Genomic DNA, 25429 nt, shown 5'->3' on the forward strand with positions numbered 1-25429 from the left:
GTGAGAATAGCACGGCGGCAGCCATTGGTCCCAATGGCTGCCGCTACGCTGATCATGCGAAGGTGATGTTCTGGTCGCGCAGCGGCACCGAGCGGATGCGTTTGCCGGTCGCGGCGAAGAACGCATTCAGCACGGCAGGAGCAGCGACGCCGATCGTCGGTTCGCCGACGCCGCCCCAGAAGCCGCCGCTCGGAACCATGATCGCTTCCACCTTCGGCATCTCGGCGATGCGCATCGAGTTGTAGCTGTCGAAATTGGTCTGCTCGATGCGGCCATCCTTCACCGTGCAGCCGCCATAGAACAGCGCCGACAGGCCATAGACGAACGAGCCCGCGATCTGCCGCTCGACCTGCGCCGGGTTGACGACATAGCCCGGATCGGTCGACGCGACGATGCGGTGGACCTTGATCTTGCTGCCGTCGATCACCGAGATCTCGGCCGCACCCGCGACATAGCTGCCATAGCCATGCAACTGAGCGAGGCCGCGATGCACGCCCTCCGGCGCCGGCGTGCCCCAGCCGATCTTCTCGGCCACGGCATTGAGGACCGCGAGATGCTTCGGATTCTTCGCCATCAGCTTGCGGCGGAACTCCAGCGGATCCTGGCCGACGGCATTGGCGAGCTCATCCATGAAGCATTCGAGATAGATCGCGTTCTGGTTCACGTTGACGCCGCGCCAGAAGCCCGGATTGATGTGCGGGTTGCGCATGGAGTGCTCGATCAGCAAATTCGGCACGGAATAGCCGATCGTCGCCTCGCCCGAGGGCGCAAGCCCCTGGAAGGTCGCGGGGTCCTTGCCGTTGACCAGCGCATCGGGGCGCAGGCTGAACAGGATCGACTGGCCGGAGATGCGCATGTGCAGCGCGGTCAGGTTGTTGTCGGCGTCGAAGCCGCCGGTCAGCTTGCACTGCGTGATCGGGTGATAGCGGCCATGCGTCATGTCCTCCTCGCGCGACCACAACAGCTTGACCGGCGTACCCGGCATCGCCTTGGCGATCTGCACGGCCTGGCGGACGTAGTCGGTCTGGCCGCGCCGGCCGAAGCCGCCGCCGAGGATCAGCTTGTGCACCTCGCATTTGTCGGCCGGCAGCCCTGAGGCTTCCAGCACAGCGGCGAATGCCGCCTCGCCATTCTGCGTGCCGCACCACACCTCGCAGCGCTCGGGCGTGTAGAGCGCGGTCGCGTTCATCGGCTCCATCGTGGCGTGGTTCTGATAGGGATAGTTGTAGACCGCCTCGACCTTCTTCACCGCGCCGGCCAGCGCGGCCTTGGCATCGCCGTTCTCATTGCCGACGAAAGCAGGACCGGAGTCCAAGCCTTCCGCGAGCCATTTGCCGATCGACTCCGAGGACACCTTCGCGTTGGGGCCTTCGTCCCACACGATCGGCAGCGCATCGAGCGCCGTCTTCGCGTGCCACCAGGTGTCGGCGACGACGGCCACCGCGGTGCCGTCGACCGCGACCACCTTCTTGACGCCCTTCATGCCGGCGATCTTGGCCTCGTCATAGCTCTTCAGCTTGCCGCCGGTGACCGGGCAGTCCTTGATCGCGGCGTTGAGCATGCCGGGCAGCTTGATGTCGGCGCCATAGATCATCGCGCCGGTGACCTTGTCGGCGGTGTCGAGGCGCTTCACGCCCTTGCCGATCAGGGTCCAGTCCTTCGGATCCTTCAGCTTGACGTCGGCCGGCGGCGAAAGCTTGGCGGCGGCTTCCGCGACCTTGCCGTAGGTCGTGGTCTTCCCCGACGCCTTGTGGGTGATGACGCTGTTTGCCGCCGTGCATTCCGCCACCGGCACCTTCCATTCGTCGGCGGCGGCCTGGATCAGCATCATGCGCGCGGCAGCGCCGCCCTTGCGGACGTAGTCCTGCGACGAGCGGATGCCGCGGCTGCCGCCGGTGGAGAAATCGCCCCACACCCGCTTGCGCGCCACGTTCTGGCCCGGCGTCGGATATTCGGTAGTGACCTTACTCCAGTCGCAGGCGAGTTCTTCCGCGACGAGCTGGGCGAGACCGGTCAGCGAGCCCTGGCCCATCTCGGAGCGGGCGATGCGGATCACCACGGTGTCATCTGGGCGGATCACCACCCAGGCGTTGACCTCCGGAGAGCCGTCGGCCGCGCGGACCACCTGAGGTCCGCCAAAGGGAATGTCGAGCCCGAGCGCGAGGCCGCCGCCGAGCGCGGCGGTGCCGATGACGAAGGAGCGGCGGTTGAGGCGCGGCGTCACGTGCTGATTCATGCCGGCCTCCTTCAGGCGTTCGCGGCGGCGTGGATCGCCTCGCGCACCTGCGCGAAGGTTCCACAGCGGCAGATGTTGGTGATGGCGTCGTTGATGTCCTGGTCGCTCGGCTTCGGATTGTCCTTGAGCAGCGCGGCGACGGCCATGATCATCCCGCTCTGGCAGTAGCCGCATTGCGGAACGTCGTTCTCGAGCCAGGCCTGCTGCACCTTGTGCAGGCCGTTGTCGCCCGCCAGGCCTTCGATCGTGGTGATGTGCTTGCCGACGGCTTCCGAGACGGTGACCCCGCAGGAGCGCACGGCGGTGCCGTCCAGATGCACGGTGCAGGCCCCGCATTGTGCGATGCCGCAGCCATATTTGGTGCCGGTCAATCCGGCGTTCTCGCGGATCGCCCACAGCAGCGGCGTGTCCGGCTCGACGTCGAGCGAATAGGATTTTCCATTAATCGTCAGGTTTGCCATCGCAGATCCCTTTCGTTCAACTCGCCAGTTGAACTGAGGGCCGCACTGTGGCGCGAACGTTGGAATCCTTCAAATCAAGAATATGCGTTTGCGGCGCGGAAGATTTGTGAAGCGGCGGGGTTATTTGTCGTTCGGCTTCACTGGGCCCGCGGTGGCGCCACGGCCAGTCGCAGGAAACTCATCACGCTGCCGAGCGCGGCGAAGCCTGCGCCGAGCGCCAGTGCCAGGGTTGCGCCCTCGCGTCCCGCCAGGCTGAAGCACAGCGCGGCCAGCGCCGCGCCTGTGGTCTGGCCCGTCAGCCGCGCGGTGGCGACGATGCCGCTGGCGCCGCCGCTGCGATGAGGCGGGGCGCTCGACATGATGGCCTTCATGTTCGGCGCCTGGAAGAAGCCGAAGCCGATGCCGCAGATCAGCATCCGCCAGACGATGTTGGGGATGCTCGGGTTCTCCGGCAGCATCGCCAGCAGCGCCATGCCGGTTCCGAGCATCACGAGCCCGATGCCGCCGAGCAGGCCGGCGGGAAAGCGGTCCGACAGCCGGCCGGCGATCGGCGCCATGATCGTCACCGCGAGCGGCCAGGGTGTCATGAAGAAGCCGGTCTCGACCTGCGAGCGCTGCAGAATGTCCTCGAAGTAGAACGGCAGCGAGACGAAGCCGAGGCCCTGGACGGAGAACGAACACACCGCGGTCGCCGCCGACAGCGCGAACACACCGCGGCGGAACAGGTCGATCGGCAGCATCGGCGCCGGATGATCGGCCTGGCGTCGCGTCAGGATGATGCTGAGCACGAGCGCGCCGGCGAGCTCCGCCACCACCATCGGGGCCGTCGCGCCATGCGCGGCGCTGCCGATGCCGGTGATGAAGAGGCCGAGGCAGAGCGCGGCGAGGCCGGCGCCGAGAAAGTCGAAACCGTGGTCGGCGCGCGGCGTGCGCGGCAGCATCTTCAGGCCGATGGCGATCGCGATCACGCCGAACGGCAAATTGATCGCGAACAGCCATGGCCAGGAGCCGAGCGAGAGGATGGCCGAGGCGATCGTCGGTCCGAAGGTGAAGGAAATGCCGACCACCAGCGCGTTGTGGCCGAGGCCTCGTCCCAGCATCTTTCCCGGATAGACGTAGCGCACCAGCGCGGTGTTGACGCTCATGATGCCGCTGGCGCCGAGCCCCTGCAACGCACGGGCGACCACCAGGGACGGCAGCGACCACGCCAGCGCACAGCCGACCGAGGCCAGCGTGAACAGCAGGAGGCCGCCGAGATAGATGCGCTGGTGGCCGACGATCTCGCCAAGCGCGCCGAGCGGCAGCAAGGTCGCGACGAGGGCGATCTGATAGATGTTGACCACCCACACCACCTCGGCCGGCGAGACATGGAGATCGGCCGAGATCGCCGGCAGCGCGATGTTGGCGATGGCGACGTCGAGCGATGCCATCGACAGCGCCGTGAAGATCGCCGCGATCGCCCAGGGCCGCTGGCTGGCGGGCAGGCCGTCAGTCGAGCCGTCAACGGCAGGCTTGGTCGCGTGGAGGCGGTTGGACATGGGGACCTTGGGAGACCATCGGTTCGCGGGGCGCGTGCGGACCAGCATGTACACGGGAGCGGGCGGCCGCCCCAGCCGTCACGCACGCATGGGCTTATGCGCGAGGCTGCGAGGCGAGAAGGCCGATACGGGAGGAGATATCCCGTCTCGCTCCGTCATTCCGGGGGCGTTCGCGCGCAAAACGGCGCAGCCGTTTTGAAGCAGCGCGAATGGGCCCGGAATGACGACCGACAGAAGTGGGTGACGAGATGCCCACCAGCGGCGTGCCCCACACCCTGTCTTGCGGGTATGGGTTCCGGGCTCGCGCTGCGCGCGCCCCGGAACGGCGCTAGGAGAGAACGCGCGTCCTCCCTGTCTTTCCGAACGCCTGGCGCATCTGCCGCTCACCGCGGCGCACCATCGGTGGCGGACCTCCGGGCGACGGCGCAGTGCTGACGAGGCAACCTATTTCGTTTACGCTTCCATGCAGACCGGCAAGGCGCGACAGACCAGGGAGTGGAATAGAACATCGATGAGCACAGTCAGAAGCGCTCTGGCCCAGAAGAGTGGCGGCCTGATCCAGGTTCGGTCCGGCGACATGGTCGTCGAAGCCTTGCAAAAGATGCGTGACAACCGCGTCCGGTCGGTGCTGGTCATGGACGACGACGTGCTGGTCGGCATCGTGACCCAGGGCGACTGCGCTATCAAGGTGCTGCTGCCGGGGCTCGATGCGAAGCAGACGCCGGTCGCCCAGGTGATGACGGCCAACCCGGTGACGGTCAGGCCGGACCATCCGCTGGACGGCTGCATGGCCATGATGGCCCAGCGCGGCTTCCGCCACCTGCCCGTGATCGACGCGGGCAAGGTTGTGGGCGTGATCTCGATCGGCGACGTCGTCAAGAACATCATCCGCGACCTGGAGCACAATGTGGACGACCTGATGGGTTACATCCTGAAGGACGGCCCGGGGGGGTGACAGAGGAGGGTGGTGCAATCCGCAGCATGTCTGCTCGTGACCCGAACGAGACAATTCGGGAGCCGACAGAATTGCATGCTCAGGCCGTGGGCTTGGAAAGCGCCTTGCTTTCGAGTGCCGATAGCTGATCCGTATCATAGCGAGCCCGCAACTCCGCGATCGTCGCTGCATCGGCCCCGCCCCGCGCCACTGTCTCGGAGAGCTCCTCAAAATAGCGCTCGTGTCCGGGCGGCGACACGGTCATGAGCACGCGGGCGATTGCGTCGGACGCGTTGGCGATATTGTGCGGCACGCCCGGCGGTAAGAAGAGATAGGTGCCAGGGGTCGCTCGCACGCGTTTGTCGCCGACCTGCCAGTCGCACTCGCCCTCCAGCACGTAAAAAGTTTCTTCCTGCACCCGGTGAACATGCAGGCCGGTAGAGAAGCCGGGCGGGATTGTCCACTCGAACATCGACGTGTGCCGGGTATCTTTGCCGGTGACCAGAAATCCCATGGGCTGGCCGGCGAGTTTGACGAATTTGCCTTCGCCGGGGCTTCGGATGATCGGCTGTCGGTTCATGATGGCTCTCCAATGGGTGTTCAGGGAGCTTGAATCTGCCGGTAGATCATCCCAAGGTCGTGAAGCATCTCCGAAATTGTTACAAAATGTCGCCAAAATGATCGACCGACGCGCGCCAGCAGCCTACAGATTTGGCTCATTTTCCCTCGATGCCGAGACCGGCGCGCTGCTTCGCGACGGTGCACCTAGTTTGCTTGGCCAGCGCGGCACGGCGCTGCTGCGCCTGCTGCTGGAGCGAGCCGCAGTTCCGGTGAGCAAGGACGCGTTGATCGAAGCCGCGTGGCCGGGGCTCGCCGTCGACGATAGCAATCTCACCGTGCAGATTGCAGCGCTTCGCCGCGCACTCGAGCCAGGCGGCGCATGCTGGATCGAGACCCTTCCACGACGCGGCTATCGCTATATTGGCCCACCGGTGACGCGCGTCGAAGCGAACGCCGAGGCCTCTCGACCGGCCGCGCTTCCTAGACCCGAAAAGCCTTCGATTGCCGTGCTGCCGTTCGAGCAATCCGGCGAGGCCGGCTGGTTCGCCGACAGCATCGTCGACGACATCATCACCGGAATGTCGCGCATCAGGTGGCTGTTCGTGATCGCGCGCAACTCGAGTTTCGTTTGGCGCGGTCGCATCGCTGACGTGAAGCAAGTCGGCCATGATCTCGGGGTACGTTATGTCTTGCAGGGTAGCGTGCGCCGCGCCGATGATCGCGTCCGCATCAACGCGCAGCTCGCGGACGCCACAAGTGGTGCACAGATTTGGGCCGAACGCTACGACCGCACCGTGGGCGACCTGTTCGCCCTGCAGGACGAGATCGCGCTCGCTGTCGTCGCCGCCATCGAGCCGAGCCTGCGGCGCGCCGAACTTGACCGTATCCTCCGCAAACGGCCCGACAGTCTGGATGCCTACGAGCTTGTTCTGCGCGCGCAACCCGATGTTGATTCCGGCATGCCCGATCGCGCTCATGTCGCTCTGACGCAGTTGTCGCGCGCGCTTGCTCTCGAACCCACCTATGGCCTCGCTCACGGACTGGCCGCGATGAGTCATCACAACCGCTTTTTGCGCGCCGGGCTGAACGAAGACGACCGCATCGCATCGGTGCGGCATGCGCGCCTTGCAATCGAGCATGGCCGCGACGATGCGCTGGCGCTTACCTTTGCCGGGTTCTCGCTTGGCATGGACGCGCATGATCGCCAGGCCGCCTTTGCGGCCTTCGAAGCCGCACTTGCCTTAAGTCCATCGACCGCGCTTGCCTGGATCCTCGGTAGCGTCGTAGCCGGATGGGCGGGCGACGCTGAGCGTGCGATTGAGTGGAGCGAGCGCGGCATGCGCTTGAGTCCGTTCGATCCCTGGGCATTCGCGGCTTACGACGCCCAGGCGCTCGGTCATTTCAACCGCGGTAGTTACGCCGAGGCGGCCAGCGCCGCCTACAAGGCCAACCTCGCCAATCCCGGTCATAGCATCACCTGGGTGCAACTCGCCGCTTCGCTTTCCGCGCTCGGACGTATGGAAGAGGCGAGGGCCGCGGCAGCTTGCGTGCTGGAATTGCAGCCTGGCTTTCGCATCAGCGGACAATTCGCCGGCGTAGATTGCGCGCCTGAATTGGCATCGAAACTAGGCAAGTCCCTTCGCGCATCTGGATTGCCCGAATGATCCGTCGACGCGCAAACACATCGGTTATTGTGAAGGGTTTCGGATGCCGGCCGCATGATTGACGGTGCGGCACATTCGGGCGGCCGGCGTCCGAAAGCCTCCAAAGGGGGAAACCGCGGGTAAGGGAACGCAGAAGGGAGCGGCAATATCGGGCCGCCCGCAACGTCCGCTTTCCGGGTTTAACCGGAAGTATGCCGTCAGACTTCTGGATGGCCGCTTTCGGCCCAAGCGGAATGAGCTGCCGCTTGGCTCAGGGACTGAAGAGTTTCGCTATCAACATGCGGGTCCAGATAACGAAGAAGCCGCCGGAGAGACATGCGAGATAGATGATCATCTGTCGGTCGTCCGGCGTTCCAAACGGAAGGCAGGCCAGACTTCCGGCGCAGATGAGGCCGAAGAAGATGCACAGCGCGGCCTGCGCCCTCAAGGACATCGTCTTCGACTGCTGGCGGTGCATGCCACTCAACGTCATGCGCTCTGCCCCGGGTGGAAGCCCCGCAATAAGCGACTTGATCATCAGGTATTCGACAAGATGCGCGACCATCACGTAGACGATCAGAGCAATCACCGCTGTTCCGACGAGCGTGGTACCCGGTATGAAATGCGGAGAACTGAAAATCACCGTGGCCAAAGGAACGGCTAGAGGTAAGCGGAGATAGCGGCTCAGCCGAATGCGGTCGGCGAGCGCGGCCCTTTGTGAGTCAGTCACCAAGTAGGTGGGACGCGGACCAAACGTCAGCCATGGTCTGGGAGCGCCAAACACCCAGCCCTCTGCAGTCGATTTGAAGTACTGCCCTTCAACACCGAGTGGCAAAACTCGAAAGCTACGTGACATCCGCTTCTCTTGGAATCCGGAAGGTTCAACGCCCACGGCGCGTCCAGCCCTGAAAACGCCTAGGTTGCAAGTGCCGGATGCGTCAATTGGAAATTTGCCACATGATTGAATTTCGATGAAGCAGACTCAGTGTGTCCCGGCGGGCCCGGGGAGGAAACCGCGCGGGCAACTCTCCGATTGCTTCACAGCGATGCGACGAGTGCGAGGGCGATGGCGATCAGTGTTCCGACCATGAGTGTCGTTTCGGCCGCTCGGCTGGGAGGGAGCGACTGATTATCGCGCAGGCCGTATCGGAACATCAGGAGGACGCTTATGACCTGTGTCAGGACGAACACGACGATGGCAGCAGTGAATGCCCACATTGGTCAAGGCGATCCTGTTCGCATGACCGGCTCTCGCTTCGCGTCTTGACTTGAACGGCCGTTTCCAGTCCCGACTCGCGTTGGGCAGGGAAGCATGGCCACTCGCGAAACACCGTCGCCGACGGAGACTGGGCCCGGGCACCAAGGCCGCTCCGCCCTGACTATCGCCGCGGCAAAGTCTTCGCGGCGCGAGGAGCTGGTCGGTCATTCTGCCCCTCCCATTCATCCTGCCACATCATGTGCTGCGTCCGCGAGACGGCCGCGGAGCAATAGCCTCGCTCCTTCTTGTCCGCGTCCTCCCAGAACCAGTGCATGCAGCCCGCTGCGATACAAAAATCTCCGCGATAACGCATCTCGCGCGCATACCAGGGGAAGAACTTCCACAGGAAGCGCCATCTCGCCCAGTCCCGGTACGTCCATCGCCCGCGTTTGTCGATCTGCATGACGCACATACGCATCCGTGCTTCGCCCGGTGGCAACATTCCGCGCATGTCGAAACCTCCCATTCCGCCCGGCCGCACCGGTCGGGCAGCTGTGGCGAATAGGTCAATTCTTTGGTGAATGTTTGACGGCTAACTCCGCATCGGATGAGATCGCGCGTGTCCAGTTTCGCTCGGCGATTTTGGCCGACAGAACTGCGCGACCAGATCAGGCCTTCATGGTGTCGCAAACGGCCGATTCCAAACAGCACGCGGGACTGATCGCTGCCGAACCAGCCGCCAGAGAATTCTCCATCCCGCGTGCGCGCAGGGTTGCCCGGCTCGTGCAGGAGCCGGCCATGCTTGCCGAGGAGCCCGGCGCGATCCTAGGCCTTGTGATGGACGGTTTGCAGGCCATAGACCGGCGTCGGGATGCCCTCGTAGCGCGCCTTCAACTGAAGCGACAGGAATTGCGAGTAGTGGCGCGACTGGTGCAGATTGCCGCCGTGGAACCACAGCGCTTCCTGCTGCGTCGGCTTCCACATGTTGCGCTGTTCGCCCTCCCATGGGCCGGGGTCCTTGGTCGTATTGGAGCCGAGTCCCCAGACCTTGCCGACCTTGTCTGCCATGTCCCGGCTGATGAGATCGGCGACGAAGCCATTCATCGAGCTGTAGCCGGTGGCGTAGACGATCACATCGGCCGGCAGCTCCTTGCCGTTGTCGAGCTTGACGCCATGGGGCGTGATTTCCTCGACCTGGCCGGCGACCAGCTTGATCTTGCCGTCGATGATGAGCTGCGAGGCGCCGACATCGATGTAGTAGCCGGAGCCGCGGCGCAGGTACTTCATGAACAGCCCGGACTCGTCGTCGCCGAAATCGACCCGGAAGCCGGCCTTCTCCAGCCCCGCGTAGAAGTCGGCGTCGTCCTTGCGGATCTTGTCGTAGACCGGCTTCTGAAACTGATTGAGGATCCTGTAGGGCAGCGAGGCGAAGATCAGGTCGGCCTTCGCCGTCGTCATGCCGCTGCGGACCGCGCGCTCGGAATACAGATCGCCGAGGGATTCCATCAGCGAATCCGAGCGCACGATATGGGTGGACGAGCGCTGCACCATGGTGACGTCGACGCCCGCCTCGTACAGCGCGGCGCAGATGTCATGCGCGGAATTGTTCGAGCCGATCACCACCACCTTCTTGCCCTTGTAGCGGTCGGGACCGGGATGGCGCGAGGAATGATGCTGCTCACCCTCGAAGCTGTCCATGCCCTTGAACTGCGGCATGTTCGGCTTGGCCGACATGCCCGTCGCAAAGACGAGATGCTTCGGCCTGAGCGTGATCTCCTTGCCGTCGCGCTCGACGACGACGGTCCATTCCTTCTTGGCGTCGTCCCATGCGGCGTGCTTGGCCGTGGTGCTGGTCCAGTAGTTCAGCTCCATGACCTTGGTGTACATCTCCAGCCAGTCGCCGATCTTGTCCTTGGGCGCGAACACCGGCCAGTTCTTCGGGAAGTCGATGTAGGGCAGGTGATCGTACCAGACCGGGTCGTGCAGGCAGAGCGACTTGTAGCGGTTGCGCCAGGAATCGCCGGCGCGGGCATTCTTCTCGATGATGATGGTGGGCACGCCGAGTTGACGCAGCCGCGCGCCGAGCGCGATCCCGCCCTGGCCGCCGCCGATGACGACCACGTAGGGCTGGGTCTTGAAGCCGAGCTGCTCGGTTTCCTCGTCGCGCAATTCCTTCCAGGTCTTGGCGCCGGGATTGACGCCATGCCGGGCGCCGAGCGGACGGGTGAAGCCGGCCTTCTCCTCATGACCTTTCAGTTCGACCATCGTCGTCAACAGCGTCCAGATCTGGCCGTTCTGGAGGCGGATCAGGCCGTATCCGCGCGCGACCTCGGTCTCAAACGAGATCCAGGACTCGGTCACCCCATCGGCCTCGGTCGGTGTCTCGCCGTCGGCAATTTTCCAATCGCGCGGCTTCACCTGCGCCAGGCAGGCGCCGAGCATGTCGCGAACCTGGTCGCGGCCTTCCATCGTCTTGATGTTCCAGGTGAATGCGACGAGGTCGCGCCAATAGCATTCAGCAGCGAACAGGCTCGCGGCGGCGTCGAGATCTCGCGCAACAAGCGTGGCTTCGAACTTGTCGAGAAAAGCCTGCACGCGTGCGGCAAGCGTGGTGTCGAGCATGATGTCCTCCCCATTCGTTCTCGATTGCTCTGCGAGTTTGGCGCAAGCTTATCTCAACCATGGAGCGAATCCAGACTCGTGCCGTTCAATTTCTGCGTTTTTGGTCCTGCTCGGCGTTGCTCATCACGATCCTGCGCCACGCACCCACGAGGCGGTCATAGTTGTCATTGCTGCGGTGCATGAGCCGGATGGGTGCAGCAAGTCGCTAGCTGTCCGGTCAGCCGAAAAAAGGTCGGTGTCGCATCAGAGCAGCGCGCGATCCATGCGGTCGATGAAATCATGCCGGCTCTGACCGACTCGGACGTGAGCGTCTCCAAACCAACCGTCGAGCCGGTGGCAGCGCTACGCGCCGCCCGGCCGTGCCAGCCGCTCGATGGTCTGGTTGTGCCGTGTCAGCAGCTCGCAAGCGTGCCCGATCTGCCGTTCGCGCAGCGCCTGCAGGATCTGGCGATGATCGCCGTTGCTGCGCGGGCGCCAGCCGGCGGTGCGGGCCATCGCGAGCACGAGGCGTGAATTGGCGAGGCGCAGTCCGTCCAGGCTCGCGAGCAGGCGCGGCATCGCGCAAGGAGCGACGAGCGCGCGATGGAAGGCGCGGTTGGCGGTCTCGAATTCCGAAATCGTTTCGGCGTTGTCGCCCTCGATCAGCGCGAGCTCGATCGCGGCAAGATGCGCCGGCGTGTAGCGCGGCGCGGCGTTGCGCAGCGCCACGACTTCGAGCGCAGCCCGCATCTCGACGATCTCCTTGGTCGCCTTCGCGTCGAGCGGCGCCACCCGCACGCCGCGCCTCGGCGTTGCGACCACCAGATAGAGCGCCTCGAGCTGCCGGAACGCCTCGCGCACCGGCACGTGGCTGGACTTGAACTCGCGCGCGATGTGGTCCTGCCGCAGCGGCGCGTCGGCCGGCAGCGCGCCGCTGACGATGCGCTCGGTGATGGCTTCGGCGATGCGGTGGGCTGTGGTGAGACTCTCGTCCGGCATGATGGTAGATTATCTATTGAAAAAGCGCATGCTGGAATAGCAGTGGTATTCTAAGGTCCAGTGATAGCGAATTTTCATAGATAATTTCTATGATAATCTATAACTTTGGGGGTGGTATGGATCGTGTGAGCAGCCTGTCGTCGTCGGATCTGACAGTGCAGGGCGCCCCGCTTCGCCATGACTGGACGCGCGAGGAGGCCGAGGTGCTCTACGCACTGCCGTTCCCCGACCTGATGTTTCTCGCTCAGGCCACGCATCGCCGTCACTTCGATCCGACGCGGCTGGAGACCGCGAGTCTGCTCAGCATCAAGACGGGTGGCTGTCCGGAGGATTGCGGCTACTGCTCGCAGAGCGCGCACTACGACACCGGTCTCAAGGCGACGAAGCTGATGGACCAGGACGCGGTCGTCGCGACGGCGCGGCGTGCCAAAGAGGCCGGCGCCGATCGGTTCTGCATGGCCGCCGCCTGGCGCAATCCGAAAGACCGTGATCTCGACCAGGTCTGCGACATGGTCAGTGCGGTGAAGGATCTTGGGATGGAGACCTGCGTCACGCTGGGGATGCTGACGCCGCCACAGGCGGCGCGGCTCAAGCAGGCCGGGCTCGACTACTACAACCACAATGTCGATACCTCGCCCGAGTTCTACGATCGCATCATCACCACGCGCACCATGCAGGATCGCATCGATACGCTGGCGAATGTCCGCGAGGCCGGCATCAAGGTGTGCTGCGGCGGCATCATCGGCATGGGCGAGGAGGTCGACGACCGGCTCGGCATGCTGGTGCTGCTGGCCAATCTCGATGCGCATCCGGACAGCGTGCCGATCAACATGTGGAACGAGGTCAAGGGCGTGCCTGTCAACGACACGGCGGAGCGGCCTGACGGAATCGCGCTGGCGCGGCTGATCGCGGTCGCGCGCATCATGATGCCCCGCAGCGTGGTGCGGCTGTCGGCCGGACGGCAATATATGAGCGACGAGCTGCAGAGCCTGTGCCTGCTCGCCGGCGCCAACTCGATCTTCATCGGCGACGTGCTGCTGACGACAGCCAATCCGCAGGCGGAGCGCGATGCCGATCTGCTCACGCGGCTCGGCATGACATCGTCATTGTCGGCGCGCTCGGTTGCAGCGGTCGACGAGAACGTGTCCGCGAACGCCTGATCCTTCAAATGGCACCGTCACGGCCGGGCTTGCCTCCTGCGGCGCATCCTTTCCGCGCTGCGCAATTTGCGCTCCGAAAATCCCCGCATTAGCATCGCATGCGTGAAGTTCGGTGCGGGGAGGAAGCAGCCAATGAGCGGACCGGTCAGCGGCAAAGGTGCCAAGGAGCCTAAAGATGCCAGCGTGGCCGTGAGCGCCGCGCAGCAGGACATGCTCGCGGCACTGCCGTTCGATGACACGACCGATTTCGACGATGCCGCGCGCGGCTTCCTCGGCACGATCGATCAGGCCAAGGTGACGACGTCGCAAGGCCGCAGCGTCTGGAGTCTCGAACCCTACGCTTTCCTGGAGGCGGAGGAGGCGCCGCCGACCGTCAATCCGAGCCTGTGGCGGCAGGCGAAGCTGAACATGCATCACGGCCTGTTCGAGGTCGTCCCCGGCGTCTACCAGGTGCGCGGGCTCGACATCGCCAACATGACGCTGATCGAGGGCGATACCGGCGTGATCGTCGTGGATACGCTGACCTCCATCGAGGGCGCGCGTGCCGCGCTCGAGCTCTATCATCAGCACCGCGGCACCAGGCCGGTGACGGCGGTGATGTTCACGCATACCCACACCGATCATTGGGGCGGCGCGCGCGGCGTCGTCGATGAGGACGCGGTGACCGGCGGCCGCGTGCCGCTGATCGCGCCGAACCTGTTCATAGAGCATGCGGTGTCCGAGAACATCATCGCAGGGCCCGCGATGCTGCGCCGGGCGCAGTATCAGTTCGGGCCGCTGCTGGCGAAAGGGCCGAAGGGCCACGTCGATTGCGGTCTCGGCAAGACAATGGCTGCGGGAAGCGTCGCGCTGCTGCGGCCGACCGACCTGATCATGGCAACCGGCGACACCCGGACCATCGACGGCGTGACCTTCGAATTCCAGATGGCGCCGAACAGCGAGGCGCCGGCCGAGATGCATTTCTATGTGCCGCGCTACAGGCTGTTGAACCTCGCCGAGAACTGCACGCATAATTTCCACAATCTGCTGCCGTTCCGCGGCGCCGATGTGCGCGATGCGCTGGCCTGGTCGAAATATCTCGGCGAGGCGCTGCAATTGTGGGGCGGCAAGGCGGAGGTGATGTGCGGCCAGCATCACTGGCCGGCGTGGGGCGCGAGTCGCGTCGACAGCATGATCCGCGAGCAGCGCGACCTCTACAAGTTCGCGCACGATCAGACCTTGCGGCTGATGAATCATGGCCTGACCGCCAGCGAGATCGCCGAGCAGATCAGGCTGCCGAAGAGCCTCGAAGGTGCCTGGCATGCGCGCGGCTATTACGGACATATCCGGCACAATGTGAAGGCGATCTATCAGAAATATCTCGGCTGGTACGACGCCAATCCGGTCAATCTCGATCCGCTGCCGCCGGTCGAGGCCGGACGCAAATATGTCGAGTACATGGGGGGCGCGGAGGCGTTGCTGGCGCGGGCGCGCGCGGATTTCGCCAGGGGCGAGCTCCGCTTCGTCGCGCAGGCCGTCGGTCACCTCGTGTTCGCCGAGCCCGACAATGTCGAGGCTCGTATGTTGCTCGCCGATACGCTGGAGCAACTCGGCTACGCCGCGGAGAGTGCGACCTGGCGCAACGCCTATCTGTTCGGCGCGCAGGAGCTTCGCCACGGCATGCCGGAGGTTCCGGCGCGCCCGGGCATGCCGCGCGAGACCTTGGCGGCGCTGCGCACCGAGCAGTTGTGGGACGTGCTCGGCGTCCGCCTGAACGGGCCGAAAGCGGAGGGCAAGCATATCGTGCTGAACTGGACCTTCACCGACACCGGCGAGCGCTTCGTGCTGACGCTACAGAACTGTGCGCTCACCTACGCGGTCGGCGTTCAGGCCTCCACGGCCGACGCCGGCTTCACCCTGGCGCGCGCGACACTCGACGAGATCATCGCCAAGGCAACGACCTTTCCGGAGGCCGTCGCCGCCGGAAAGATCAGCTTTGCCGGCAACCCGATGCGGCTCGCCGAGCTGATGTCGTTGATGGACGAATTCCCGCGCATGTTCGAGATCGTCGAGCCGAAACGCGCCAGGATGACGTAGGTACGCAAGCGCAGCTCCTGGCGGAAAGGGTTGATCCTTCGTAAAGACGATCTCCCGAGTCTCGGGACGCGGGGGACAATGTCGTTAAAGTTTGAATCTTCCGTCGTGCCGTAATTTTACCGGCCGTGGTGCAGCATGGCGCAATGTTTGGAGCTCGCGCCATGCTGTCATCTTGGATAGGAACGGACCTTCCGCCAGTTTCCGACGCAGTTCGTGTTGAAGTACTCAAAACGCTACACAGCTCGCTATTGCCGTTCGTGCTGATGGCGGTGTCCCTCACCATCGCCAGCGGGATCATTGCGTGGCATATGGGTGATGTCGTCACGGGCATGCTGGGTGTTCTCGGCGTGATCTTGACCCTGCTGCGGATCCGCGGCGTGCTGTCCTTCCGGCGGCGCATGGCCGGGGAGCGGCCTCCGGCTACGGATGAGATCCTGCGGCTTCGCCGCCCGTGTGCGATCGCCACCCTCAGCGTCTCGCTGGTGGTCGGCCTGCTGGCCGCGCGCAGTCTGCAGCTTGGCGATCCGACGTGTACGACCTTCGCGCTCAGCTTCGGCTTCGGGTTCGGCGCCGGCCTCATCGCGCGACTGACGCTATTGCCACAGCTCGCAATTGCTGCCTTGAGCGTTCTGGGTCTTCCGCCCATCGCCGTGGCCCTGATGCAGTCAGACCTCCCGCATCTCGGGCTTGCTATGATGATGATCATCTTCCTCTTCGCCGCCTTTGAGCTGCTGCGGCTGAGCTTCAGGTCGTCGATGAGCCAGATCCATCTCCGGGAGCAGTTCGAGCGGCTGTCTCGCATCGATCCAATGACGGGAGTCCACAACCGCACGGCGCTGGCGACCGATCTTCCGGCCCTGATCGCGGACGGCAACAGCCAGATGATCGCGATCTACGCCATCGATCTCGATCACTTCAAGGCGGCCAACGACCGGTTCGGCCACCCCGTCGGCGATGCACTGCTCAAGCAGGTCGCTTCGCGGCTGACCTCGCTGCTGGACTCCGGCGGTCTTATCGTCAGGATGGGAGGCGACGAGTTTATCCTCGCGGACAACTCGCTTCGCTCACGAGCGGCGGCGCGGTCATTGGCGGAGCGCATCGTGGACGTCGTTGCGGCGCCCTATTACATCGACGGGCATGAGGTGGTGATTGGCGTCAGCGTCGGCGCGGCGCTGTCGGATGGCCACGTTAGCAGCGCCGAGGCGCTGCTGTCGCAGGCCGACCGCGCGCTGTATCAGGCGAAAGCTGCCCGGGGCGGGTTCGTCCTCGCGGATGCTCCCGGAATGGACAAGTCGCACCGCATCACGCAGCGCTCCGGTCGAGGGAATGCGGAGACGACGATGTCTGCTGCGTCCGCAGCGTGAGCTTGCGGGTAAGACGGCGGATGTCGGGATTTGATGCCGTCGGACGCGAGGGCTGGATCGTGGCGAGTCAGCCCTCGCGAGGACGCGACGTCGTCTACTCCGCGCTGCTGACCAGCCGGATGCGCGGCTCGGCCTTCTCGATCAGCCGACGATAGGCGGCGAGATAGTCGAGCGCCATGCGGCGTGCCGTGAATCGCTGCTCGAACCGCTCGCGGACGCGGGCGCGGCTGAGATCATGCAGCCGGTTGACGGCAGCGACCGCGCTGAGCTCGTCCTCGACGATGAAGCCGGTGACGCCGTCGTCGATCACCTCCGGAACCGAGCCGCGATTGTAGGCGATCACGGGTGTGCCGCAGGCCATGGATTCGATCATCACGAGGCCGAACGGCTCCGGCCAGTCGATCGGCAACAGCAGGCCGAGCGCGCCGGAGAGGAACTCCGGTTTCTCGTGGTCGCCGATCTCGCCGATGAACTCGACGAGCGGGTTGTCGTTGATCAGCGGATGAATCAGCTGATCGTAATAGTCCTGATCCGCGCGGTCGACCTTGGCCGCGATCTTCAGCGGAATGCCACAGCGCATCGCGATCTTGATGGCGCGGTCGACACCTTTTTCAGGCGCGATGCGCCCGAGCACGGCGAGATAGCTCGGCGTCGAAGGCCGGGGCATGAGCAGCTTTTCGGGGAGGCCGTGCAGCACGGTGCGCACCCAGTTCGCGTTCGGCACCGGGCGGCGCTGTGCATCGGAGATCGACACGACCGGAACATCCTTGAACATCGAGAAGACAGGCTGATGCTCAGGGAGATCGAGCCGGCCGTGCAGCGTGGTGAGGAACGGTGTCGGCTGGCGGTGGAACAACGAGAACGGATAGTAGTCGAGGTGGAAGTGGAGAATGTCGAACTCCTCGTCGTCACAACGCTGCCGGACATTCTCCAGCATGACCATGTGCAGCGCGTTGGGATCGCGCACCGAGCCGTCGAGGCGCAGTGCCTTCGGCCAGGTCGGACAGAGTGTTGCCGAGGTCTGCGAATCGCCGCTGGCGAACAGGGTCACGTCGTGTCCGAGGGCAACGAGCTCTTCGGTCAACCAATGAACGACGCGCTCAGTGCCGCCGTAGAGCTTCGGAGGCACGGCCTCCGTCAATGGAGCAACCTGCGCAATGCGCATCTCACCGTCTCCTCTTCGTGATCATGGATGAAGCCCCCGATGGCACCGGCACTGCCACAGCGGGAACGTTGTGGAGTCGGTGAAGTTCCGCGGTGTCGATCACTCTTTCTTCGACACAACGTGTTCCGCCTCACCTCATTGATGCCATCCGAGGCGGTCAACGCTCGCAGTGCGCCATCATGCAAAAGCGGCAGAGCGGATGTGCTGCTGCACAGCGGAACTGATGAAACCACGCCTCGTTCATCTCGCCGCAACGGGTGTCGCCAAACAGTCGCGGGGATAATTATGGATCAACTATCAGGCTATGCGCACCGGCCGTTTCCCTTCGTCATGCGTTATCTGCGCAGGCGTCCGGCAGCTCACCTCGTTATCCTGACGTCCGTTCTGGGTGCAGTTGCCTGTTCAGTAGGCACTCAGTACGGCGTGAAGTTCCTCGTGGACAGCCTGTCTGCCGGACCGCGCGTCAACGGCAATGTGTGGGCCGCATTCGTGCTGCTGATGACGTTGATTGCAACCGACAACATTCTGTGGCGCGTCGCCAGCTGGATCGCGAGCTTCACTTTCGTCAGCGTCACCGGCGATCTGCGTCGCGACATCTTTCGCCATCTCACCGGCCATTCGCCGAGCTATTTCGGCGATCGGCTGCCAGGAATGTTGTCGAGCCGCATCACCGCGACGTCGAACGCGGTTTTCACGGTGGAGAACATGTTTGTCTGGAACGTGCTGCCGCCCTGCATGGCCACGGTGGCCGCGATCTGTCTGATTGGAACCGTGAGCGGCCCGATGGCGATCGGCCTGCTATTCATCGCGGCAATGATGGTGCTGGCGATGTTCCGTCTTGCGGCGGCGGGCAAGCCGCTGCACGATGATTTCGCCGACAAGGCGGCGATGGTCGATGGCGAGATGGTCGACGTGATCTCGAACATGCCCCTGGTGCGCGCGTTCTGCGGCCTGCGTCATGAGCACGACCGGTTCGACGCGACCGTGAACAAGGAACTGGAAGCGCGCGGACGCAGCCTGCGCTATCTCGAGAAGCTGCGCATCCTGCATGCGACGGTGACGATCGTGCTGACGGTGGCGCTGATGGCCTGGGCAATCTCGCTCTGGCAGCGCGGCGGGGCGACCACCGGCGACGTCGTGCTGGTCTGCACCCTCGGCCTCAGCATTCTCAACGCCACGCGCGACCTCGCGGTGGCGCTGGTCGACGTGACCCAGCACGTCGCGCGCATGAGCGAGGCGATCGCCACGCTGCTGCAGCCGCACGAGCTGCGCGATCATCCCGAGGCCGAGCCGCTGGTCAAGAGCGGTGCCGCGATCGCCTTCGACAACATCACTTTCCATTATCCCGGCGGCCACAAGCTGTTCGAGAACTTCTCGCTGCGGCTGCAGCCCGAGCAGCGCGTCGGCCTCGTCGGCCAGTCCGGCGGCGGCAAGTCGAGTCTGTTCACCTTGCTGCAGCGGTTCTACGATCCGCAAGCCGGCCGCATCACGATCGACGGCCAGGACATCGCCAAGGTCACCCAGCAGAGCCTGCGCGAGGCGATCTCGGTGGTTCCGCAGGACATCTCGCTGTTCCACCGCTCCATTCTGGAGAACATCCGCTACGGCCGGCCGAGCGCGACCGATGACGAGGTGCTCCGCGCGGCGATTGCGGCGCGCTGCGATTTCGTCGAGACGCTGCCGGAGGGACTGCATACGATGGTCGGCGATCGCGGCGTGAAGCTCTCCGGTGGCCAGCGCCAGCGAATCGCGATCGCCCGGGCCTTCCTGAAGGACGCGCCGATCCTTCTGCTCGACGAGGCGACGGCCGCGCTGGACAGCGAATCCGAGGAGGCGATCCGCGAGGCGCTGAGCCGGCTGATGCGCGGGCGCACCGTGATCGCCATCGCGCATCGGCTCGCGACTTTGCGCAATTTTGATCGGGTGGTCGTGCTGAGATCGGGCAGGATCATCGAGGACGGCGCGCCCGACCGGCTCATGCAGGGTGAGGGGCCTTATCGCGAGCTCGTCACGCAGGAGATGAACCGACTCGCCAAATTCGCGGCGTGAGCCGTATCGAGTGCTGATCGCGCGTCCGCGGCGCCCGGGTCGGCGCCAACTCGCACGAGGTCCATCATGTCGGCCGAACTCGCAACCACACGGGCATCCATGGCAGGCACTGACGCGCCGGCTGAGCAGCCCTTCTACATTCCCATGACCGGGCCCGCGGCGCGGCCGCGCCGCTCGCTCAAGCACGACGACACTTTCATCGTGCTCGACGGCCATGGCGATATCGGCGCCTCGGCCGGCGGTCCGGACGGCCTGTTCAATGCCGATACGCGCTATCTGGCGCGGCTCGAACTGACGCTTGCCGAGGTACAGCCGCTGTTGCTCGGATCGAGCCTGCGCGACGACAATTCCGGTCTGACCATCGATCTGACCAATCCGGACATCTATCATCAGGGCCGGCTCGTGCTGCCGAAGGACATGCTGCACATCGTGCGCACGATCTTTCTGTGGCGGGGCACCTTCTATCAGCGCATTGGGGTCCAGAACCACGGCGATCGCCGCGCAAGCTTCGATCTGAAGCTGACGTTCGACAATGACTTTGCCGACCTGTTCGAGGTCCGTGGCTCCGTGCGCAAGCGGCGCGGCACCGGCTCGGCTCGCCTGATGGGGCCGTCCGACGTGATGCTCGACTATCGCGGGCTTGACAATGTGACGCGCACGACGGCGCTGCATTTCGACCCGCGGCCGGTGCGGCTGGCGGTCGATGTCGCCAGCTACCACTTCGACCTGGAGCCGCAGCAATCGACATCGCTGTTCATCGCAGTGACCTGCAACGCCGCGGCCGGGCAGCAGCCGGGCCGGTTCTTCCGCAGCCTGCTCGCGCATCGCCGCGAGATGCGCCGCTGCACCCACGGTGCGACCACGATCGAGACTTCCAACGACATCCTCAACGAGGTGCTGTGCCAGGCGGCCGCCGATCTGAATATCCTGATGACCGACACTCCGGAGGGGCGTTATCCCTATGCGGGCATTCCCTGGTACTCGACGACGTTCGGCCGCGACGGACTGATCACGGCGATGCAGATGCTGTGGGTCGATCCGCGAATCGCGCGCGGCGTATTGCGCAGGCTCGCGCGCCATCAGGCCAGGGAAGCGGATCCGCTCGCGGATGCCGAGCCGGGCAAGATCCTGCACGAGATGCGCGGCGGCGAGATGGCGGCGCTGCGCGAGGTGCCGTTCGCCTGCTACTATGGGAGCGTCGATTCCACGCCGTTGTTCGTTTTGCTGGCCGGCCTCTATGTCGAGCGCACCGGCGATCTCGACACCTTGAAGGAGCTGTGGCCGGCGATCGAACTGGCGCTGAGCTGGATCGACGGGCCAGGAGACCCCGACCGTGACGGCTTCGTCGAATATCAGCGGGCCTCGGAGCAGGGGCTCGCCAACCAGGGCTGGAAGGATTCCTACGACGCGGTGTTCCATGCCGACGGCCAACTGGCCGAAGGCAATATCGCGCTCGCCGAGGTGCAGGGCTACGTGTTCGCCGGCAAGCAACTCGCCGCGCGCTGTGCGCGACGGCTCGGCAAGGCGGATTTGGCCGATCGCCTGGACGCCGAAGCCGCTGCTCTTGCCAAGCGGTTCGAGGACGCCTTCTGGTGCGAGGAGCTGACCACCTATGCGCTCGCGCTCGACGGCAACAAGCAGCCGTGCCGTGTGCGCACGTCCAATGCGGGCCAGCTGTTGTTCAGCGGCATGGTGCGCGAGGATCGCGCTCGCAAGGTCGCCGCCGACCTGCTGCGGCCGCATTTCTTCTCCGGCTGGGGCATCCGCACCGTGGCGCTCGGTGAGGCGCGCTACAATCCGATGTCCTATCACGACGGATCGATATGGCCGCACGACAACGCGCTGATCACGCTCGGCCTGTCGCGCTACGGCCTGAAACATGCGGTCGAGGAGGTGTTCAAGGGCCTGTTCGAGGCGGCGGCCTACATGGATCTGCGCCGGCTGCCCGAATTGTTCTGCGGCTTCCGACGAGAGAAGCATCGCGGGCCGACGCTCTATCCCGTGGCCTGCGCGCCGCAGGCCTGGGCCAGCGCGACGCCGTTCACGCTGCTCGAAGCGGCGCTCGGGCTGGAGTTCGATGCCGCGCGCGGCGAGATCCGGCTGCGCAATCCGCGGCTGCCGGCGTTCCTCGATTGGGTCGTGCTGCGCGATCTTCGGCTCGGTCATTCGACGATCGATCTGCGGCTGCGCCGCCACGGCGAGGACGTCTCGATGGAGGTGCTGCGGCGGCGCGGCCAGATTCAGGTCTCGCTGGTGCTGGCGCAATGAGAAACGCGAATCATCGTCGGCGAGCTCCCGGTAAAGCGTTCGGCTTCGTCGCTCTCTCGCTGATCGCGCTGCAGGTTGCCGGCGCCGATGCGCAGCAGGCCTCACCGATCCCCGCGACGAAAGAGACGCCAGCTCCGGCCAAGGAGCCGGCACCGCCGCCCTCGGTCACCATTCTCGGCGCGCGGGATGCACATGGCGTGCTCGGTCGTGACGTGCGCAGCTCGACCGGGGAGGACATGGGCCACATCGTCGACGTCATCGTCGATCTCACCGGCACGGTGCGCGCGGCGGTGATCGATTTCGGCGGCTTTCTCGGCGTCGGCAGCCGCAAGATCGTGGTCGACTGGACCGCGCTCGACTTCAAGCACATCGCCGACAAGAGCGACCAGGTCACGCTCGACCTCACCAAGGAGCAGGTGAAGGCGGCGCCCGAGTACAAGGAGGACAAGCCTGTCGTCGTGCTCGGTGCGGCCGGCAAGCTGTCGCCCTGGGATTTCGATCATTGAGTTGATGCGTGAGACGACAGGTCCGCATGCATCTGCGCGGCGGATCATTGCGGAGCACTTTGTCTTGCAAGCCCTGAATTGAAACGTTGAGAGCCATGCCGATCGCACGGCCGTCCAGATCACCTGACCGGGAGCCCGCGCCGGAGCGCGCGGCGGAGACGGACGCGCGCCCGGACGTGCAGCAGCATCCGGGCCCCGCCGCGAAGCCGTTGCCGTCGCGGCAGAGCCTGCGCGGGCTCGACTGGTTCATCTTCTTCCTTGCCGACGTCCAGACCGGCTTCGGCCCGTTCATCGCGGTGTACCTCACGACGCAGAAATGGACCCAGGCCCAGATCGGCCTGGTGCTGTCGATCGGCGGCATCGTCGGGCTGATCGGACAGATGCCTGGCGGCGCGATCATCGATGCGGCGAAATCGGAGCGGCGCGTGGCGGGATTCGCCGTGGCTGCCATCGGCTGCTGCGCGCTGGCCTATGCGGTGTGGCCGATCTTTCCAGTCGTGGCCGGCGCCGCAACCTTGCATGCGGCGGCGAGCTGCGTGCTCGGACCCGCGATCGCCGCGATCAGCCTCGGTCTCGTCGGCCCGCTTGGCATGGCCGAGCGTCTCGGCCGCAATGCGCGCTTCGCCTCGCTCGGCAATGGCGTCGCGGCGGCGATCATGGGGACGTGCGGCTATCTGCTGTCCAGCCGCGCGGTTTTTCTTGTCACCTTCATCCTCGCATTCCCGACCTTGATCGCACTGTCGCGGATCCGCGAGCACGAGATCGACGTCGCCCGGGCCCATGGTCACGCCGTCCAGGAGGACAGAGAGGTCGCGCGGCTGTCGAATCTGCTCGGCCTGTTGCGTCAGCGTGCGCTGCTCGTGTTCGCGCTCGGCGTGTTCCTGCTGCAGCTCGCCAATGCGGCGATGCTGCCGCTGATGGCTGGCGTGGTCACGACGAAATCGAGCGAGTGGGCGCCGATGCTGATCGCGTTCTGCATCGTGGTGCCGCAAGCGATCGTCGCGCTGACCTCGCCGTCAGTCGGCGCGGTGGCGCAACAATGGGGTAGGCGGCCGCTGCTGATGCTGGGATTTGCGGCGCTCACGATCCGTGGCGCGTTATTTGCCGTCGTTCACGATCCCTACGTGCTGGTCGCGGTGCAGATCTTCGACGGCGTCACCGCTGCAGTATTCGCCGTGATGATTCCACTGACGGTGGCCGATGTCGCATTTGGCAGCGGCCACTTCAATCTGGCGCAAGGCATCGTCGGCACCGCGTCGGGCGTCGGTGGCTCATTATCCACCGTGGTCGCCGGCTTTGCGAGTGACCGGTTTGGCAGCGCCACCGCCTTCATGGGTCTGTCAGGCGTGGCTCTGACAGGTCTTGTGTTGATCGCGCTGCTGATGCCGGAAACGGGGCAGCGCGTGCGGAGAGGCTGAGAGCGATCGCGCTCAGGCGTCCATGCTGCGCAGGCGCTGACGGTTGCGCAGCACGATCTGACGGGCACCGGAGAACCCGAGAATGCCCTGGCTCTGCAGCTGCGACAGCGCACGGGAGACGGTCTCCAGCGTCAGGCCCAGGTAGTCGCCGATATCCCGGCGGCACATCGGCAGCGCCATCATGCCGGCCACGGCAAGGCGGCGGTCCATCTCGAGCAGGAAGGTCGCGACGCGCTCCATCGCGGTCTTGCGGCCCAGCAGCAGCATGTGGTCCTCGGCGTGACGCAGGTCGTGCGCCGTCATGGTCCAGAGCTTGCGGGCGACGGCGACGTCGGTGCCGGCGGCCTGCTCGAGACTGCGGCGCTTCACGAGGCGCACGGTGGTGTCGATAATGGCTTCGGCGGCGAGACGATGCACGGAGCCGAATTCGAGGCCGAACACGTCGCCGGGAAGATGGAAGGCGCCGATCTGGCGGCGGCCGTCGGACAGGAGCTTGTAGCTGCGCACGGCGCCGGAAATCACCTGATAGACGTACTCAGCTGGCTCGTCCTCGCCGTAGATCTCCTCGTCCTTCTTGTAGGAGAACTCGCTGGCGATCAGGCCGGCATGGCCGGTGATCTCGGCAAACGGGTTGGCGGCAGGAGCATTTGCGGCAGGAGAGGGGACGGCATGGGGGGCGTTGGTGTTGACGACCGAGTGGGTAATCGACTGATTGAGCATGACCATCTCCTTGCGGCGGATGGCGATGTGGTACACGGCACCTCCCGTTAAGGACATTTGGGCCGTTATCTTAAGGGGGGTCCCTTACGTAGATGTACGTAGGCGGGGCCGGAATCGGCGGCCGTCGGGCTCAGGGAGCGGTAACCGGCTCGTCATTGGCGATCGCCTTGCGGATCCGCTTGACCAGATTGTCGTCGAGCAGCGGCTTCAGCAGGAAATCCTGGATGCCGACGGCTGCGGCGCGTGCCGCCAGGCGGTCGTCATAATGGCCGGTGATGAGCACCACGGGAGCTGTCGCGCCTTGCTTGCGCAACCTGTCGGCGACCTCGACGCCATTCAACTCGGGCATCTTGTAATCGACCACGAAGCAGTCCACTGCCGCGCGATCCGATGCCTTCAGCAGCGCGTTGCCGCTGCGGAACGTGCGGACGTCGAATCCGTCGGCCTCCAGCAGGAATCGCAGCGAGCCGAGAACGTCGGCATCGTCGTCCGCTACATAGACCTTTGGTTTGGCGAGAGCCGACATCGCACG

20 protein-coding genes are annotated in these 25429 nt (G+C 64.9%); 9 read left to right on the forward strand and 11 right to left on the reverse strand.

What is annotated here, in order from left to right:
- Positions 1 to 52: 52 nt before the first annotated feature.
- The 3 genes from BRADO_RS11300 to BRADO_RS11310 all read right to left on the reverse strand — a co-directional run bounded on the left by BRADO_RS11300 (position 53) and on the right by BRADO_RS11310 (position 4235).
- Positions 53 to 2236 carry a molybdopterin cofactor-binding domain-containing protein gene (locus BRADO_RS11300; RefSeq protein ID WP_041756372.1) on the reverse strand — a complete coding sequence of 728 codons (2184 nt, stop codon included), beginning with the start codon at positions 2234 to 2236 and terminating at the stop codon, positions 53 to 55.
- Positions 2237 to 2247: 11 nt separating this feature from the next.
- Complete coding sequence (locus tag BRADO_RS11305; RefSeq protein ID WP_011925453.1) at positions 2248 to 2697, reverse strand: (2Fe-2S)-binding protein; 450 nt, start codon at positions 2695 to 2697, stop codon at positions 2248 to 2250.
- A gap of 137 nt (positions 2698 to 2834) precedes the next feature.
- Positions 2835 to 4235, reverse strand: a complete 1401-nt coding sequence (locus BRADO_RS11310) for an MFS transporter (protein ID WP_041756373.1) — start codon at positions 4233 to 4235, stop codon at positions 2835 to 2837.
- Between the two features lie 463 nt (positions 4236 to 4698).
- Between BRADO_RS11310 and BRADO_RS11315 the strand changes: the two genes are divergently transcribed.
- Entirely contained in the window at positions 4699 to 5190 is a 492-nt protein-coding gene (locus tag BRADO_RS11315) for a CBS domain-containing protein (RefSeq protein ID WP_244423019.1), read from the forward strand.
- 79 nt (positions 5191 to 5269) lie between these two features.
- Here BRADO_RS11315 and BRADO_RS11320 read toward each other — a convergent pair whose 3' ends face one another.
- Entirely contained in the window at positions 5270 to 5749 is a 480-nt protein-coding gene (locus BRADO_RS11320) for a cupin domain-containing protein (protein ID WP_011925456.1), read from the reverse strand.
- Between the two features lie 97 nt (positions 5750 to 5846).
- Between BRADO_RS11320 and BRADO_RS11325 the strand changes: the two genes are divergently transcribed.
- Positions 5847 to 7394: a winged helix-turn-helix domain-containing protein gene (locus BRADO_RS11325; protein WP_011925457.1), complete on the forward strand. Its 1548-nt coding sequence runs from the start codon at positions 5847 to 5849 to the stop codon at positions 7392 to 7394.
- Positions 7395 to 7644: 250 nt separating this feature from the next.
- Here BRADO_RS11325 and BRADO_RS34950 read toward each other — a convergent pair whose 3' ends face one another.
- From BRADO_RS34950 to BRADO_RS11350, 4 genes are all read right to left on the reverse strand, one after another.
- On the reverse strand, positions 7645 to 8229 hold the full coding sequence (locus BRADO_RS34950; protein ID WP_011925458.1) for a hypothetical protein: 585 nt from the start codon (positions 8227 to 8229) through the stop codon (positions 7645 to 7647).
- 182 nt (positions 8230 to 8411) lie between these two features.
- Positions 8412 to 8591: a hypothetical protein gene (locus tag BRADO_RS11335; RefSeq protein ID WP_011925459.1), complete on the reverse strand. Its 180-nt coding sequence runs from the start codon at positions 8589 to 8591 to the stop codon at positions 8412 to 8414.
- 805 nt (positions 8592 to 9396) lie between these two features.
- Complete coding sequence (locus BRADO_RS11345) at positions 9397 to 11193, reverse strand: NAD(P)/FAD-dependent oxidoreductase (RefSeq protein WP_011925461.1); 1797 nt, start codon at positions 11191 to 11193, stop codon at positions 9397 to 9399.
- Between the two features lie 342 nt (positions 11194 to 11535).
- Entirely contained in the window at positions 11536 to 12171 is a 636-nt protein-coding gene (locus tag BRADO_RS11350) for a GntR family transcriptional regulator (protein ID WP_011925462.1), read from the reverse strand.
- A gap of 116 nt (positions 12172 to 12287) precedes the next feature.
- Here BRADO_RS11350 and bioB point away from each other — a divergent pair, with 116 nt between their 5' ends.
- The 3 genes from bioB (at position 12288) to BRADO_RS11365 (ending at position 16771) form a co-directional block, all read left to right on the forward strand.
- The gene (gene bioB / locus BRADO_RS11355) at positions 12288 to 13331 is read left to right on the forward strand and encodes a biotin synthase BioB (RefSeq protein ID WP_041756375.1); all 1044 of its coding nucleotides are present in this window, start codon (positions 12288 to 12290) and stop codon (positions 13329 to 13331) included.
- Between the two features lie 210 nt (positions 13332 to 13541).
- Positions 13542 to 15407 carry an alkyl/aryl-sulfatase gene (locus BRADO_RS11360; RefSeq protein WP_011925464.1) on the forward strand — a complete coding sequence of 622 codons (1866 nt, stop codon included), beginning with the start codon at positions 13542 to 13544 and terminating at the stop codon, positions 15405 to 15407.
- A gap of 161 nt (positions 15408 to 15568) precedes the next feature.
- On the forward strand, positions 15569 to 16771 hold the full coding sequence (locus BRADO_RS11365; RefSeq protein ID WP_041757451.1) for a GGDEF domain-containing protein: 1203 nt from the start codon (positions 15569 to 15571) through the stop codon (positions 16769 to 16771).
- 94 nt (positions 16772 to 16865) lie between these two features.
- Here the strand turns inward: BRADO_RS11365 and BRADO_RS11370 are convergent, their stop codons facing one another.
- Positions 16866 to 17936: a glycosyltransferase family 4 protein gene (locus BRADO_RS11370; protein ID WP_011925466.1), complete on the reverse strand. Its 1071-nt coding sequence runs from the start codon at positions 17934 to 17936 to the stop codon at positions 16866 to 16868.
- Positions 17937 to 18221: 285 nt separating this feature from the next.
- On the opposite strand from BRADO_RS11370, the gene BRADO_RS11375 reads away from it, so the two are divergent.
- The 4 genes from BRADO_RS11375 to BRADO_RS11390 all read left to right on the forward strand — a co-directional run bounded on the left by BRADO_RS11375 (position 18222) and on the right by BRADO_RS11390 (position 24177).
- Positions 18222 to 19985, forward strand: coding sequence for an ABC transporter ATP-binding protein (locus BRADO_RS11375; protein WP_041756376.1), 1764 nt, complete (start codon positions 18222 to 18224; stop codon positions 19983 to 19985).
- A 66-nt stretch (positions 19986 to 20051) separates the two neighbouring features.
- Complete coding sequence (locus tag BRADO_RS11380) at positions 20052 to 22253, forward strand: amylo-alpha-1,6-glucosidase (protein WP_011925468.1); 2202 nt, start codon at positions 20052 to 20054, stop codon at positions 22251 to 22253.
- Positions 22250 to 22759 (forward strand): PRC-barrel domain-containing protein, encoded by a 510-nt coding sequence (locus BRADO_RS11385; protein WP_011925469.1) that lies wholly within the window; start codon positions 22250 to 22252, stop codon positions 22757 to 22759. The genes BRADO_RS11380 and BRADO_RS11385 overlap by 4 nt, the downstream gene beginning before the upstream one ends.
- A 95-nt stretch (positions 22760 to 22854) precedes the next feature.
- Positions 22855 to 24177: an MFS transporter gene (locus BRADO_RS11390; RefSeq protein ID WP_041756378.1), complete on the forward strand. Its 1323-nt coding sequence runs from the start codon at positions 22855 to 22857 to the stop codon at positions 24175 to 24177.
- Positions 24178 to 24189: 12 nt separating this feature from the next.
- Here BRADO_RS11390 and BRADO_RS11395 read toward each other — a convergent pair whose 3' ends face one another.
- Both BRADO_RS11395 and BRADO_RS11400 read right to left on the reverse strand, forming a co-directional pair.
- A complete protein-coding gene (locus BRADO_RS11395) occupies positions 24190 to 24897 on the reverse strand; it encodes a helix-turn-helix domain-containing protein (RefSeq protein ID WP_011925471.1) in 708 nt (235 codons plus the stop codon).
- A 130-nt stretch (positions 24898 to 25027) separates the two neighbouring features.
- A complete protein-coding gene (locus BRADO_RS11400) occupies positions 25028 to 25423 on the reverse strand; it encodes a response regulator (RefSeq protein ID WP_011925472.1) in 396 nt (131 codons plus the stop codon).
- Between the last annotated feature and the right edge of the window lie 6 nt (positions 25424 to 25429).

Origin of the sequence: Bradyrhizobium sp. ORS 278 (genome assembly GCF_000026145.1) — a bacterium.
Classification (GTDB): domain Bacteria; phylum Pseudomonadota; class Alphaproteobacteria; order Rhizobiales; family Xanthobacteraceae; genus Bradyrhizobium.

Coding starts and splice junctions, on each gene's coding strand:
- BRADO_RS11310 (WP_041756373.1), bottom strand. CDS start 4,235: ATGTCCAACCGCCTCCACGCGACCAAGCCTGCCGTTGACGGCTCGACT.
- BRADO_RS11305 (WP_011925453.1), bottom strand. CDS start 2,697: ATGGCAAACCTGACGATTAATGGAAAATCCTATTCGCTCGACGTCGAG.
- BRADO_RS11360 (WP_011925464.1), top strand. CDS start 13,542: ATGCTCGCGGCACTGCCGTTCGATGACACGACCGATTTCGACGATGCC.
- BRADO_RS11315 (WP_244423019.1), top strand. CDS start 4,699: ATGCAGACCGGCAAGGCGCGACAGACCAGGGAGTGGAATAGAACATCG.
- BRADO_RS11320 (WP_011925456.1), bottom strand. CDS start 5,749: ATGAACCGACAGCCGATCATCCGAAGCCCCGGCGAAGGCAAATTCGTC.
- BRADO_RS11375 (WP_041756376.1), top strand. CDS start 18,222: ATGGATCAACTATCAGGCTATGCGCACCGGCCGTTTCCCTTCGTCATG.
- BRADO_RS11345 (WP_011925461.1), bottom strand. CDS start 11,193: ATGCTCGACACCACGCTTGCCGCACGCGTGCAGGCTTTTCTCGACAAG.
- BRADO_RS11350 (WP_011925462.1), bottom strand. CDS start 12,171: ATGCCGGACGAGAGTCTCACCACAGCCCACCGCATCGCCGAAGCCATC.
- BRADO_RS34950 (WP_011925458.1), bottom strand. CDS start 8,229: ATGTCACGTAGCTTTCGAGTTTTGCCACTCGGTGTTGAAGGGCAGTAC.
- BRADO_RS11385 (WP_011925469.1), top strand. CDS start 22,250: ATGAGAAACGCGAATCATCGTCGGCGAGCTCCCGGTAAAGCGTTCGGC.
- BRADO_RS11365 (WP_041757451.1), top strand. CDS start 15,569: ATGCTGTCATCTTGGATAGGAACGGACCTTCCGCCAGTTTCCGACGCA.
- BRADO_RS11400 (WP_011925472.1), bottom strand. CDS start 25,423: ATGTCGGCTCTCGCCAAACCAAAGGTCTATGTAGCGGACGACGATGCC.
- BRADO_RS11300 (WP_041756372.1), bottom strand. CDS start 2,236: ATGAATCAGCACGTGACGCCGCGCCTCAACCGCCGCTCCTTCGTCATC.
- BRADO_RS11335 (WP_011925459.1), bottom strand. CDS start 8,591: ATGTGGGCATTCACTGCTGCCATCGTCGTGTTCGTCCTGACACAGGTC.
- BRADO_RS11325 (WP_011925457.1), top strand. CDS start 5,847: ATGATCGACCGACGCGCGCCAGCAGCCTACAGATTTGGCTCATTTTCC.
- BRADO_RS11370 (WP_011925466.1), bottom strand. CDS start 17,936: ATGCGCATTGCGCAGGTTGCTCCATTGACGGAGGCCGTGCCTCCGAAG.
- BRADO_RS11395 (WP_011925471.1), bottom strand. CDS start 24,897: ATGCTCAATCAGTCGATTACCCACTCGGTCGTCAACACCAACGCCCCC.
- BRADO_RS11380 (WP_011925468.1), top strand. CDS start 20,052: ATGTCGGCCGAACTCGCAACCACACGGGCATCCATGGCAGGCACTGAC.
- bioB (WP_041756375.1), top strand. CDS start 12,288: ATGGATCGTGTGAGCAGCCTGTCGTCGTCGGATCTGACAGTGCAGGGC.
- BRADO_RS11390 (WP_041756378.1), top strand. CDS start 22,855: ATGCCGATCGCACGGCCGTCCAGATCACCTGACCGGGAGCCCGCGCCG.